This window comes from Rhodococcus sp. X156, from assembly GCF_004006015.1.
GTDB lineage: Bacteria > Actinomycetota > Actinomycetes > Mycobacteriales > Mycobacteriaceae > X156.
Genome location: NZ_CP034766.1, coordinates 3,355,109 through 3,367,865 on the forward strand (window position 1 = coordinate 3,355,109; position 12,757 = coordinate 3,367,865).

Below are 12,757 nucleotides of genomic sequence, written 5' to 3' on the forward strand. Positions count from 1 at the left end.
CTGCGCCCCTCGCGTGCTGTACTCCGGGAATGACACACACCAGCACCAGGACAGTGGCCGTCACCGGCTCCGCGTCGGGGATCGGCGCCGCCTGCGTGGCGCGGCTGCGGGCCGCCGGGCACCGCACGATCGGGGTGGACGTCCAGCCCGGCGCGGACGTCGTCGCCGACCTCGCCACTGCCCAGGGCCGCGCGGCGGCCGTCGAGGCCGTGACCACGCAGTGCGGCGGCGTGCTGGACGGCCTGGTGGCCTGCGCCGGGGTCGGCCCGCTCTCCGACCGCCCCGGCAGCGTGCTGGCCTCGGTGAACTACTTCGGCGTGGTCGAGGTGGTGCAGGGCCTGCGCCCCACGCTGCTGGCGGCGCAGCACCCTGCGGTGGTGGCGGTGTCCTCCAGCAGCAGCAGCACCCAGCCGGGCATCCCCCTCGAGCTGGTGCAGGCGTGCCTGGCCGGGTCAGAGGGCGACGCCTGTGCGCGCGCCGAGGAGCTGGGCGCGCTGGGCACCTACCCGGCCACCAAGCTGGCCCTGGCGTGGTGGATCCGCACGCAGGCCCCGACTGCGGAGTGGATCGGCGCGGGCATCCGGCTGAACGCGGTGGCCCCCGGCACCATCGACACCCCGATGACCGGTGGGCCCGACCTCGACCCCGAGCTGGTGAAGCTGCTGGACGTCTACCCGGTGCCGCTCGGACGCCGGGGACGGCCGGAGGAGGTGGCCTCGGTGATCGAGTTCCTCCTCGACGAGCGCTCCTCCCTGCTCTGCGGCACGGTGGTCTTCACCGACGGCGGCACCGACGCGCTGATCCGCGGACGGGACTGGCCGGCGCCGTGGCAGCCGAGCAGGGAGGAGCTGGTGGCGAAGCTGCAGCTGCCGTCCTAGCGGCGCGTCTCCGGCGGCCCGTCCTGGCTGCCCATCACCCGGGCACCGCTGGTGCGACCCTGCCCGGACGGGTCGTTGATGCGCTGGGTCTCCGCCGAGCTGTCGGACACGCCGGGCTCGGTGCGCTGGTGGGCGGTGCCGGAGTGCTCCGTGCCGCCGCGGTGCTGGGTCTCGTGCGTGGTGACCGGCGCGGTCTCCGCGCTGCGCTCAGCGGCGCGGACGTCCCGCACGGACTTGACGCTCAGCCGGCCGGCTGCCTGTGCCCCCAGGAACAGGATCAGCGCCCCGAGGCCGTAGAAGAAGCCGAGGTCCACGAGGGCCTGTCGAGTGGTGTCACCGACCGGGGCACCGGTCTCGCCCAGGAAGTCCGGCCAGATCCGGCTGAGCACCGGCCCGACGATGAACCACGCGCCGGCCAGGCTGGCCAGCCACCCGCCGAGGACGGCGGCAGGCCGGTTGGCGGCGAGAAGCAGCAGCAGGCCTGCGATCACGGCGACCCCGCCGGGCAGCACCTCCAGCCAGAACCGGCCGGTGGTCCACTCCCAGGTGGAGTCGGGTGTGGTGGCGTAGTCGAAGTACGGCCCCACGAACGGGATCAGCGCACCCCACAGACCTAGCAGCACCAGCAGCAGCCCGGTGATGGCGCCGCGGGTGCGAGGGATGCCCTTCGCGCGTCGGGGCTGTTTCGTCGTGGTGCCGTACTCAGTCATCACTGCTCCTCATGGTGTCCTCCTCCGCGCACGCCTGGGCGACACGGACGGCTGGACTACTGAACGTAGCCCCCCGCGGCACCCTCCGCAGAACGTCGCGGAGCGCCTCCCGCCTGCGGCCCGCTGACCTGCACGATTGGCCGAGAAACCGCTTCCCGGCGAGGGGGCTGCACCCCTAGACTCGGCCCATGTCGATCTCTACGACGGGCAGCGACAGCACCTCCCTGGTGGGTAGTGACCTGTCCGGCGGCGACCTGGAGCGCGCGCTGGAGTCGCACCGCCGCGAGCTGACCGGCTTCTGCTACCGAATGCTCGGTGCGGCCTCGGAGGCCGAGGACGCCGTGCAGGAAACCTTGGTGAACGCCTGGCGCAGCATCGACACCTTCCAGGGCCGCTCCTCGCTCCGGTCGTGGTTGTACCGCATCGCCCACAACGTGTGCCTGGACATGATCCGCAGCCCGCAGCGACGGGCCCGGCCGATGGACCTGGCCGCCCCCACCCCCGCCGCCGAGGTGGTCGTCGGCGAGCAGCTGCCCGAGTCGGTGTTCGTCCAGCCCGTGCGGGACGACTCGGTGATCGACACCCAGGGCGACCCGGCGAACGTCGCGGTGGCCCGGGAGTCCATCCGGCTGGCCTTCATCGGGGCGCTGCAGCACCTGCCCGCCCGCCAGCGCGCGGTGCTGATCCTGCGCGAGGTGCTGCGCTGGCAGGCCGCGGAGGTTGCCGTGCTGCTGGACACCTCGGTGGCCTCGGTGAACAGCGCGCTGCAGCGGGCCAGGGCCACCATGGCCACCACCAGGTCCGCCCCGCTGGACTCCACGCTCGACGCTCGCCAGACGGACCTGCTGACCCGCTACGTCGATGCCTTCGAGCGCTACGACATCGACGCGCTGGTGCGGCTGCTCAAGGAGGACGTGGTGCTGTCGATGCCGCCCTTTCCGTTCTGGATGCGCGGCGCCGACGACCTGGCGGCGTGGTTCCTGGGGCCTGGCATCGTCTGCCAGGGCGGCCGGCTGTTACCGGTGCAGGTGAACGGCACCGCCGGCTTCGGCAACTACCACCGGGTGGGACCTGGTCGCTGGGAGCCGTGGGCCATCCAGGTCATTGAGGTCAGCGACGGCCGCATCAGCGGTCACCACAACTTCCTCGGTGCTGAGCAGTTCGCCGCCTTCGGCCTGCCCCCGGTGCTGTTGGCCTGAACACCCCGTTCGGCACACCCGCCAGGGCCTGCCTAGGCTCGGCCCATGCCCTCCTCAGCTCGCCGAGCCTCCCGCGGAACCCGTGGTGGCCCTTCGCTTCTTGTGGGTGCTGTCGCAGAACGGCGCAATGCCCGACCGTCCGCAGCGGCACAGCGCCACCGTCTCCCGGTTGCGGGTCAGCGCGTTGCCGTCGCCGTCCAGCAGCTCGGCCGGGCCGCGCACCAGCAGCGGACCGTCCGGACACACCGTGATGGTGACCTCCGGTCCCAGCAGCGCGGCGCGCTCGGCTGCAGCGGCGTCCTCAGCAGTGAAGTCCTCGACGGTGGCGTCCTCAACAGTGGAGTCCTCGTCGGTGGAGTCGTCAGGAAGGGCTGCCATGTCTGAAGTAGTACTCGCCGAGGCCTGCGCAGCGCCAGTCGGTGCCGGCACCGCCATGCCGCTGCCGGCCGCCCGCGGACCCGTCAGCACCGCCCTGCTGGCCGTGCTGCGCGAGGAGCGCCCCTCCGCCGAGCTGCACGGCGCCGCGCAGGAGTGGGCCGCCACGACCGATTCAGGCGGCGCCGGGATCGTCACCGACGAGGACGCCCAGCTGACCCTGACGCTGCTCTACGAGCTGCACCTGCAGGGCTTGGCCGGCGTGGACGACTCCTGGGAGTGGAACCCCGACCTGCTGGCTACCCGTGCCCTGCTGGAGGGCCCCTTCGAGGCAGCGCTGCGGGCGCTGGTGGAGCTGCCCGAGGCCACGCCGGACACCTTGCAGCAGACGCTGGAGACCATGACCACCGCCGAGGGCGGCCCGGGCCTGTCCCGCCACCTGGCCCGCACCGGCACCCTCGAGCAGTGGCAGGAGTTCTGCGCGCACCGCTCGATCTACCAGCTGCGCGAGGCCGACCCCCACACCCTGGGCATCCCCCGGCTGGCCGGTGGCCCCAAGGCTGCGCTGGTGGAGGTGCAGGCCGACGAGTACGGCGGGGGCCGGGCCGAGCGCATGCACTCCACCCTCTTCGGCCACACCATGCGCGAGCTGGGCATCGACGCCAGCTACGCCGCACACCTGGACCGCGTGCCCGCCGTCACCCTGGCCTCGGTCAACGCCCTGTCGCTGTTCGCGCTGCACCGCCGCCTGCTCGGCGCTCTCGTCGGGCACCTGTGCGCGGTGGAGATGACGTCGTCGCTGCCCTGCAAGGTCTACGCCCGCGGTCTGCGCCGGCTGGGCTTCGGCACCGCCGCCACCCTGTTCTTCGACGAGCACGTCGAGGCGGATGCGGTGCACGAGCAGATCGTCAGCCGCGACCTGGCCGGCGGCCTGGCCCGCCAGCAGCCGGAGCGGACCGCCGACGTCGTCCTCGGCGCGGCGGTGTGCCTGGCCATGGACGAGCTCGGGGCCCAGCACATGATGGACCGCTGGCAGGCCGGGCAGAGCTCGCTGCGTGGCGAGGGGCCGCTCAAACCAGCGGCTTGACCGCGCGGATCACCACGAGCTCCTCGGTGCGCTCGCCCTGCGGAATGAGCCCGCGCGACTCCATCAGCGCCGCCCGGGCACGCATGACAGGACCGAACTGCACCGTGGCGCGGTCGGCCACCGAGGCGGAGAGCCCGTCGGCGGAGAGCAGCTTCAACGTGGTCTCCACCCCGCACACCGCGGAGTGCACCACCAGCATCGTCCCGCCCGGGGCGAGGACCTTGGGGGCCTCGGCGCACACGCGGTCGAGCACCGCCCGGCCGTCCACCCCGCCGTCCCAGGCCCGAGCCTGACCACGGGTGGGCAGGCGGTCGTCCTGGGCGGGCACGTAGGGCGGGTTCGACAGGATCACGTCGAAGCGTTGGTCCGAGACCGGCTCCACCAGGTCACCGCGCCTGGGCGTCAGCTTGTGGCCGCGCAGCCGGGCGTTGACCCAGGCCGCCGTCAGCGCGCGACGACTCACGTCCACCACCGTGACGCTGGCCGCGCCCTCGATGGCGGCGACCACCCCCAGCGCACCGGTTCCGGTGCAGATGTCCAGCACGTGCTGGCCAGGAGCCCGGACCTCGCGGCGGTACACCTCCGCCAGCAGCCACGTGTCGTCTTGCGGTGGGTACACGCCCGGTGGGCGCAGCAGCAGCATGTCGTTTACCAAACCATTAGTCCCGCAGTTGCGCTCATCGGCCCCTCCGCTCGCCGGCGGCGTGGACGCCGGACAGGTTGGCCGGCACGGTCCACGGTAGCGAGGGTCGCGGTCGAGTACCGGACGTGGCCGGGCCACCCCCGCCCCCACCTGGCCCCGAGGCGGCAGAAAAACCAGTGTGAGAATCCCCACTGAGGCGTAACCGCCCAGGTCAGCGTCCTGCAGCGGGGTCACCTCCTGGCGTGTCACCGGGCGGTTCGGTGGCCCGCCGACCACGCAACGTCATCCTGGAGATGTGTCCTGCGAGGCCGTTGCGGTCGAGCAGCAAGGAGGTCCTGAGTGAGCCCCGAACCCTGGATCCGGACCGGCGCCGACCTCGCCCTCGAGGCCGAGCACCTGCGCCACAGCATGCGCGACCGTCCCAGCTCCGACGTCGCCACCGGGGCCCTCATGGTGCTCGACGGCCGGGACGAGCTGGCGGCGTTCGCCGAGCTGCAGCGAGTGGCCGAGCAGGAGAACCTGCTGCTCCCCGACCTTGCCGCGGCCCTGGTTCGCCTGGTCGGCCGCACCGTGACCGTGGACGGCCCCAGCGTCCCTGGCGCCGAGCTCAGCGAGCCCAGCGAGACGGTCAGCCGGGACGACCCGCGGGCGCACGAGGTGGCCCTGCAAACCTGGGGGTCGCGGCTGTCCGGCGTCCCTGCGACGGCCCCAGCCCCGACCGCGGTGCGGCTGGGCACCCGCCCGCTGCGGGCACTGCCCGTGGGTGCGTCTCGGCTGGTCGGTGCCGCCGAGCACACGGTGGGGCTGCTGTCGCCGCGCGCGCTGGTCACCCTCAGCGGGACCCTGCTGCCGCCGTGGGGGCGGCCCGGCTCCTAGCGGTCGAGCTGGTGGCCGGCCTCGGTCCAGGCCCTGGTGCCGCCCTGCACGGGGCGGGCGTCGAAACCGCCGAGGTCGAGCGCCCCCGCCGCCTCCATGCTGCGCGTGCCCCCACCGCAGACCAGGTACACCGGCTTGGCGGTGTCCAGGTCTGCGCAGTGGCGGACCAGCGTCTCCAGCGGCATGTTCACCGCCCCGGGGATGTGGCCCTGAGCGAACTCCTCGGCACTGCGCACGTCCACCACCAGCTGCTGGTCTCGCACCGCGTCCGAGAGCTCGGCGACTGTCGTCTGGCGAATCATCTGGCACTCCTGTCCACGTCCCGAGGGCCCCGCCCGCGCCTCGAGCGTAGTTCGCAGCCGGGTACCGGCCCGGGATTCCGCGTCCCATGGGCACCCGCGGAGACCGAGAAGCACTGGCGCTGAGCATGTCTGGCGGGACGGGAACTGGCACAGCAACCCAGGTTCGCACTAGGTTGTGACACAGGACCTACCGCACGCCGAACTCCCACCAATGTGGACCGACGGCCAGTAACATCCGTCGCCTGGCCAGCGCGTCTGCGAGGAGGGGTGCATGCAGCCTCTGTACGACCCCGCCGACCCCACTGTGGACGTGCGCGACCGCGAGGATCTGGCCCCCGAGCCCAGCCTCCTCCCGGCACCAGCGGTACCGCCACTCGAGCCCGGCGACACACAGACCAACCGGCACCTGCGGGCTCGCTGGTCCGGGGCGATCCTCCTGCTCGGCGACGTGCTGCTCAGCGCGCTGGCGCTGGTGGCGCTCGGTCGCGCCACGGCAGACACGGCTACGACCGTGGCGGTCATCGTGGTCACCCTGGCGCTGCAGCGGTCCTACCGCCGACGGCTCACCCTCTCCACCCTGGACGAGCTGCCCCGCCTGGCGCTGGCCGCCGCCATCGGCGTCTTCGCGGCGGGTGTCCTCCTGCACCCGGACGACCAGCCGCTGCCCGCTGCCCGGCTCGCCCTCGCCGTGCTCCTCGCGCTGGTGGTGGGACGGGTGCTCAGCCAGGCACTGGTGCGGTGGCTGCGTCGGCGCGGCACCCTCACCTCCCGGACCCTGGTGATCGGCGGCGGCACCATCGGCGCCCAGCTCACCCGCAACGCGCTGCAGCACGGCGGCCTGGGGCTGCACCCGGTGGGCATCGTGGACGCCAACCCCGTGCCGGAGACGCAGACCCTGGACGTGCAGCTCATCGCACCCGGGTACCCGCTGGCCGAGGTGATCACCTCGTTGCGGGTGGAGACCGTGGTGGTGGCGTTCTCCGAGACCAACGACCTGGAGCTGCTGGACACCCTGCGCACCTGCGACCGGCTCGACTGCGAGCTGCTGGTGGTGCCCCGGCTCTTCGAGCTCGCCAGCGTCACCGGCGACATGGAGCTGGTCCGCGACATCCCGCTCACCCGGGTGCGCCGGGCCCCGCACCGCACCGTGGAGTGGCGCTTCAAGCGGTGGTTCGACGTGCTGTTCAGCGCCGTCGCGCTGGTGCTGCTCGCACCGCTGCTGGCCGTGATCGCCGTGGTGGTGTGGCTGTCCGACCGCTCCGCAGGGGTGCTGTTCCGGCAGACCCGGATCGGTCTGGACGGCGAGGAGTTCGCGGTGCTGAAGTTCCGCACCCTGCGGCCGGTGGACGAGACCGAGTCGGCCACGCTGTGGAACGTCGCCAACGACGCGCGGCTGACCTGGGTGGGCCGGTTCCTGCGCCGCACCTCCCTGGACGAGCTGCCGCAGTTCTGGAACGTGCTCCGCGGCGACATGAGCGTGGTCGGTCCCCGCCCCGAGCGTCCGCACTTCGCCGCCGAGTTCGCCGAGGCGCTGCGCCACTACGGTGCCCGCCACCGCGTGCCGGTGGGCCTGACCGGCTGGGCCGCCGTGCACGGGCTGCGCGGGGACACCTCGGTGCGCGAGCGGGCCTCCTACGACAACTACTACATCGAGAACTGGAGCCTCTGGCTCGACTTCAAGATCATCTGCCGCACCATCCTCGCGGTGGTGCGCCGCACCGGTGGCTGATCCGGTGCTGGTGCTGGCCGGCCTGGCGGCGCTGGCGACGCTGCTGCTGGCCCTGCGGGCGCTGCTCGACCGCCCGCAGCGTGGCCTGCTCGCGCTCGCCGCGCTCGCCCCCTTCCACGGGTTGCTGGTGATCGCCCCGGTGGGCGACGTCGCCTCCTACTGGAAGGAGGCGCTGGTGCTGACCACCCTGGGCGCCACCTTCCTGGCCCCGCGCACCGCCCTTCGCGGTCCCGGTGCCCGCAGCGCCGGTCCCGCACCGTCGCTGCCCTGGTGGCCCGCCGCGGCCGCTCTCGTGGTGCTGGGCTCGGTGTCGGCGCTGGCCACCGCCGGGTTGGTGGGGCTGATCGCCATCAAGATCACCTTCTTCTACCTGCTGGTGGTGGTGGCGCTCTTCCGCGCCCCCTTCAGCGCCCGCGACCGCGACACCCTCGTCAGCATCCTCATGGCGGTGGGGCTGGTGGTCGCCGTGGTGGGGCTGTGGCAGCAGCTGGTGGGGGCGCAGCACCTGGTGGACCTGGGCTACTCCTACAACGTGCAGGTGCGCACCGCGGGTGGTCTGCTGCGCTCGTTCAGCACCTTCGACGCCCCGTTCGCGTTCGGCCTGTACGTGATGCTCAGCCTGGTGGTCGGTGGCGCGGCGGCACTGGCCGAGCCCGGCCGGCTGCGCAACCGGCTGTTCCTGCTGGCCACGACGGTGATGGTGGCCGGCATGGGGGTGTCCATCGTGCGGGCCAGCTACGTGGCGCTGGCGGTGGGCCTGCTGTGGCTGGGCCTGCACCGCCACCCCCGGCTGCTCGCGCTGCTCGGTGGGGCGGTGGTGGCCACCGCGGTGGTCGCCGGCTTCGTCTCCCCGCGCGTGGTGAGCACGCTGTTCTCCTCCTCCAGCCTGGGCGAGCGTGGCTCGGGCTGGAGCGCCATCATCTCCGACGTGCTCAGCCACCCGCTGGGGCTGGGGCTGGGGGCCAGCGGCTCGGCGGCGGACAAGATGGCCGAGGCCAGCGGACGCTCGGCGGCGCTGACCTACCAGCCGGACAACTACTACGTGAAGATGATCCTCGAGCTGGGACCGCTGGGGCTGTGGCTGTTCGTGCTGGTGCTGGTGTGCGCGCTGGTCTCCTGCCTGCGCGCGGCCCGCTTCCTCCGGGGCCGCGACGCCGCGCTCGCCGTGGGCGTGAGCGCGTCCGTCCTGGGAGCCGCGGCAGCCTCGCTGTTCGCCACCTACCTGGAGATCTTTCCGCTCGACATCTACTTCTGGCTACTACTAGGGAGCGTGGGATGCGCCGTCTCGCAGCGCGCGGCCGGGTTGACGAGCGCGCGGCAGGCGCCGAGGAGCGAGGAGGTGGCCGCATCCGCTTCGGCGCCCTCGCCCTGCGTCCCGGTGGCAGCGGGGTCCAGACCTACGCCCGCGAGCTGATCCACGGCGTGGCCGAGCAGCTGCCGGCCGCGGCGCTGTCGGCCGTGGTGCAGCGCGACGCGGTGGGCGAGCTCCCCGCCGGGGTGCACCCGGTGCGCCGGCCGGTGGCCGCGGGGGCGCGGCGCGCCGCGATGGCCATGGCCCCGCTGCGCGGGGTGGACCTGGTGCACGCCCTGGACGTGGACCTGCCCGTGCTGACCCCGGCGCTGCGGGTGGCCACCGTGCACGACATGTCGGTGTTCGACGTGCCCGAGGCCTACAGCCGGGTGCGGGCCACCGGCGAGCGGGCCCTGCTGCGCACGTCGCTGGGCCGGGCGGACCTGCTGCTGGCGGTCTCGGCGTTCACCGCCGAGCGGGTGCAGGCCCTGCTGGGCCGCACCTGCGTGGTCACCCCGCTGGCGCCGGCCCGCTGGGCACGGGTGCCCGACCCCGAGCAGGTCCGCGAGGTGCGCGCGCGGCACGGTCTGCCGGAACGCTTCCTGCTGCAGGTGGGCACCGTGGAACCCCGCAAGGACGTCGCGCTGGTGGCTGCAGCCGCTCGGGAGCTGGACGTGCCGCTGGTGCTGGCCGGGGCCGGGTCCACCGGGCCGGACGCTCCCGCGGGCAGCACCGGGCTGGGCTACGTGGACGTGGCCGACCTGCCCGCCCTGTACCGGGCCGCCACCGTGGTCACCTACGCCTCCCGCTACGAGGGCTTTGGGCTGCCGCCGGTGGAGGCGATGGCCTGCGGTGGCGCCGTGGTGGCCAGCGCAGTGGGCGCGCTGCCGGAAGTGGTGCACGACGGGGCTGTGCTGGTGCGCCGGCACACCGTGGACGCCTGGGTGGCCGCGCTGCGCCCGCTGCTGGCCGACGAGCCCGCCCGCCAGCAGCTGCGCGAGCGGGCGGTGGCCGACGCAGGTCTGCTCAGCTGGCGCAGCACCGCCGCCCAGACCGTCGCCGCCTACCGCAACCTCGGCGCGCGGCTGTGAGTGCCGCGGCGCCCGCACCGCTGGTGCTGGTCAACGCCACCGCCAACGTCTCCGGCGCCGAGGGCGTGCTGCTGGACCTGCTGGAGCTGGCCGTGCAGCGCGGACACCCCGTGACGCTGGCCTGCCCGCCGGGCCCGCTGGCAGCCCGGCGGCCCGCGGGCGTCACCCACCTGCCGCTGCCCGCGCTGGGCCTGGGTGGGGGCCGGGCGCTCGGGGCGGCCCGGCTGGCTGCGCGCTGGGCGCAGGCTGCGCGGGTGCTGCGGCCGGCGGTGCGCCGGCCGGGCGCTCGCACCGTGGTCAACTCCCTGCTGGCCCTGCCCGCGGTGCGCCTGGCCGCCCCGACCGGGGGCGCGTCGTGGCTGGTGCACGACACGGTGCACCAGGCCCAGCAGCGGCTGGTGGTCCGGGCCGGCCGAGCCGGGCTGCGCCGGGTGGTGGCGGTCTCGACAGCGACCGCAACGCCGCTGCGCGCCCTGGGCCTGCCGGTGCAGGTGGTCGGCAACGGGGTGAGCTGGCCGGTGGACGCGGTGCCCACCACGACGCTGCACCACCCCCCGGTGGTCGGCTGCCTGGCCCTGCTCACCCCCTGGAAGGGGCACGCCGTGCTGCTGGAGGCGGTGGCCCAGCTGCCCGAGGTGCACCTGGAGCTGGCCGGCGGGGCGTTTCCCGGCGACGCCGTCCACGCCGAGGGCCTGCGCCGGCGCGCGGCCCAGCCCGACCTGGCGGGGCGAGTGCGCTTCCTCGGCCACGTCGCCGCGCTCGACGCCATGCGGGGCTGGGACGTCTGCGTCTCGGCCAGCACCTCCCCGGAGGCGTGCCCGCTGTCGGTGCTGGAGGCGCTGAGCCTGGGGGTGCCGGTGGTGGGCACCGACCACGGCGGCACCTCCGAGCTGCTGCGCGAGGGGGCCGGGCTGCTGGTGCCGCCCGGCGACGTGGCGGCCCTGGCTGCCGCCCTCACCCGCGTCCTGGACGACGCCGGGCTGCGCGCCGAGACCGCCCGCTGCGGGCGGGCCCGGGTCGCCGCCGAGCACGACCGCAGCCACACCCTGCCGCGGATGCTGGACGAATTGCTGCCGAGCTGATCAGGGGCGCGACTTCGCTGCCGAAATAGCATGGGAGACAGGTGGACCAGTCCAGGCTTGCACGCCGGGGCCGGTGCGGACGGGGGAGACAGTGACAGCGCACCGCAGACGACCGGGGGACGAGCATGATGTCGAGGGCGCTGCCGTGACGGCACCGGCAGGCAGGCGGGTGCGACGGCCGGGGCTGGCTGTCTGCGCCCTGGCCGTGGTCCTCACCGTGCTGGGTTGCTCCGCACCGGAAGGCCCCGGGCCGCTGTCCGCCCCGGTCTCCGCCACCACCCCGGACGGGCGCACGCTCGTGGACCCGGCGCCGACGGCGAGGGAGAGGCCTCCGGTCGGCATGTCCTCCGGGGCGCCGTTCTCCTACCTGTCCAACACCGAGCTCAACCGCGAGCTGGACATCGCCCGTGACCTCGGCGCCACCTGGATGCGCATCGACGTGGACTGGGCCGAGATCGAGCCGACCCAGGGCCGCTTCGACTGGACCAACATCGACCGGGTGGTCCGCGCCGTGCGCGGGCACGGCCTGCAGGTGCTCGGCATCCTCACCTACACCCCCTACTGGGCCCAGGACCCCGCCAGCAGCCACGACAGCACCCACGTCCGGCCGGCAAACCCCGAGCTGTTCGGCGCCTTCGCCGGGGAGGCGGCTCGCCACTTCGGCGGCGACGTCGCCGCGTGGGAGATCTGGAACGAGCCGAACCTGGAGGAGTTCTTCCTGCCGCGCCCGGACGTGCAGGCCTACACCCAGCTGCTGCGGGCGAGCCACCGAGCCATTCACGCGGCCACTCCCGGGGCCACCGTGCTGGGGGGGAGCCTGGCACCGGCGGAGAACCTGCCGGATGGTTCCGCCGTGGCGCCCACCACCTTCCTGGAGCAGATGTACGCCGCCGGGGCCAAGAACTTCATGGACGCCGTCTCGGTGCACCCGTACAGCTTTCCCGCCCAGCCGTCGGACCCGGCCACGGCCGACTGGAACACCTTCTACCGGCTGCGGTACATGCGGGCCACCATGCTCCGCTTCGACGACGCCGCCAAGCAGGTCTGGCTCACCGAGTACGGCGCCCCCACCGGGACGGTCCGGGCCGGGGAGAACCTGGTCCGCATCGACGAGCGCCAGCAGGCGGCGATCATCGCCGAGGGGCTGCGCTACGCCGGGGAGCTGGGCTACGTGGGCCCGGTCTTCCTGTACAGCATCCGGGACGAGGACACCGGCCACCGGGAGAGCGTGCGCAACTTCGGCCTGGTCCGCACCGACTTCACCCGCAAGGCGGCCTACACCGTGGTGCAGGAGTACACCCGGCCGCGATAGCCGTCCAACTCCCCCGGACCGCTCAACAAAGCAGCGCAGCGGCCGATAGTCACTAAGAGTTATTCACTCTGACCGGGTGTTGCCAATCACACGGGCCGAGGGCTAACTTTACGGCCAGTTCACTCCCGTCACTCCCTGACATTTCCACGGGCGCAGGCGTACCCGTCGAGGTCACTCTACGT

Annotated in this window: 13 protein-coding genes; 9 read left to right on the forward strand and 4 right to left on the reverse strand. The window is 73.5% G+C overall.

Annotated features, from left to right (window positions below; all coding sequences use genetic code 11):
• Positions 1-29 precede the first annotated feature (29 nt).
• Positions 30-878, forward strand: coding sequence for an SDR family oxidoreductase (locus ELX43_RS15840; protein ID WP_127784252.1), 849 nt, complete (start codon positions 30-32; stop codon positions 876-878).
• Here the strand turns inward: ELX43_RS15840 and ELX43_RS15845 are convergent.
• Positions 875-1,588, reverse strand: coding sequence for a hypothetical protein (locus ELX43_RS15845; RefSeq protein WP_127784253.1), 714 nt, complete (start codon positions 1,586-1,588; stop codon positions 875-877). The genes ELX43_RS15840 and ELX43_RS15845 overlap by 4 nt on opposite strands.
• A gap of 188 nt (positions 1,589-1,776) precedes the next feature.
• Here ELX43_RS15845 and ELX43_RS15850 point away from each other — a divergent pair, with 188 nt between their 5' ends.
• Positions 1,777-2,787, forward strand: a complete 1,011-nt coding sequence (locus tag ELX43_RS15850) for a sigma-70 family RNA polymerase sigma factor (protein ID WP_206518039.1) — start codon at positions 1,777-1,779, stop codon at positions 2,785-2,787.
• Positions 2,788-2,841: 54 nt separating this feature from the next.
• On the opposite strand, the gene ELX43_RS15855 is transcribed toward ELX43_RS15850, so the two are convergent.
• Positions 2,842-3,060, reverse strand: coding sequence for a CDGSH iron-sulfur domain-containing protein (locus ELX43_RS15855; RefSeq protein WP_241249961.1), 219 nt, complete (start codon positions 3,058-3,060; stop codon positions 2,842-2,844).
• A 103-nt stretch (positions 3,061-3,163) separates the two neighbouring features.
• On the opposite strand from ELX43_RS15855, the gene ELX43_RS15860 reads away from it, so the two are divergent.
• A complete protein-coding gene (locus ELX43_RS15860) occupies positions 3,164-4,249 on the forward strand; it encodes an iron-containing redox enzyme family protein (protein ID WP_241249309.1) in 1,086 nt (361 codons plus the stop codon).
• Here the strand turns inward: ELX43_RS15860 and ELX43_RS15865 are convergent.
• Entirely contained in the window at positions 4,233-4,889 is a 657-nt protein-coding gene (locus ELX43_RS15865) for a HemK2/MTQ2 family protein methyltransferase (RefSeq protein WP_127784976.1), read from the reverse strand. The two genes, ELX43_RS15860 and ELX43_RS15865, sit on opposite strands and share 17 nt — an antisense overlap.
• 342 nt (positions 4,890-5,231) lie before the next feature.
• Between ELX43_RS15865 and ELX43_RS15870 the strand changes: the two genes are divergently transcribed.
• On the forward strand, positions 5,232-5,768 hold the full coding sequence (locus tag ELX43_RS15870) for an ANTAR domain-containing protein (protein ID WP_127784255.1): 537 nt from the start codon (positions 5,232-5,234) through the stop codon (positions 5,766-5,768).
• On the opposite strand, the gene ELX43_RS15875 is transcribed toward ELX43_RS15870, so the two are convergent.
• Entirely contained in the window at positions 5,765-6,070 is a 306-nt protein-coding gene (locus ELX43_RS15875) for a rhodanese-like domain-containing protein (RefSeq protein WP_127784256.1), read from the reverse strand. The genes ELX43_RS15870 and ELX43_RS15875 overlap by 4 nt on opposite strands.
• A 271-nt stretch (positions 6,071-6,341) precedes the next feature.
• On the opposite strand from ELX43_RS15875, the gene ELX43_RS15880 reads away from it, so the two are divergent.
• The 5 genes from ELX43_RS15880 (at position 6,342) to ELX43_RS15900 (ending at position 12,575) form a co-directional block, all read left to right on the forward strand.
• On the forward strand, positions 6,342-7,799 hold the full coding sequence (locus ELX43_RS15880; RefSeq protein ID WP_127784257.1) for a sugar transferase: 1,458 nt from the start codon (positions 6,342-6,344) through the stop codon (positions 7,797-7,799).
• Entirely contained in the window at positions 7,792-9,213 is a 1,422-nt protein-coding gene (locus ELX43_RS18100) for an O-antigen ligase family protein (protein ID WP_127784258.1), read from the forward strand. The genes ELX43_RS15880 and ELX43_RS18100 overlap by 8 nt, the downstream gene beginning before the upstream one ends.
• Positions 9,214-9,248: 35 nt before the next feature.
• Positions 9,249-10,181: a glycosyltransferase family 1 protein gene (locus ELX43_RS15890; RefSeq protein WP_241249965.1), complete on the forward strand. Its 933-nt coding sequence runs from the start codon at positions 9,249-9,251 to the stop codon at positions 10,179-10,181.
• The gene (locus ELX43_RS15895; protein ID WP_127784260.1) at positions 10,178-11,263 is read left to right on the forward strand and encodes a glycosyltransferase family 4 protein; all 1,086 of its coding nucleotides are present in this window, start codon (positions 10,178-10,180) and stop codon (positions 11,261-11,263) included. Before ELX43_RS15890 ends, ELX43_RS15895 begins: the two co-directional genes overlap by 4 nt.
• Before the next feature lie 145 nt (positions 11,264-11,408).
• Complete coding sequence (locus ELX43_RS15900) at positions 11,409-12,575, forward strand: beta-galactosidase (protein ID WP_127784261.1); 1,167 nt, start codon at positions 11,409-11,411, stop codon at positions 12,573-12,575.
• The last annotated feature ends 182 nt before the right edge of the window (positions 12,576-12,757 follow it).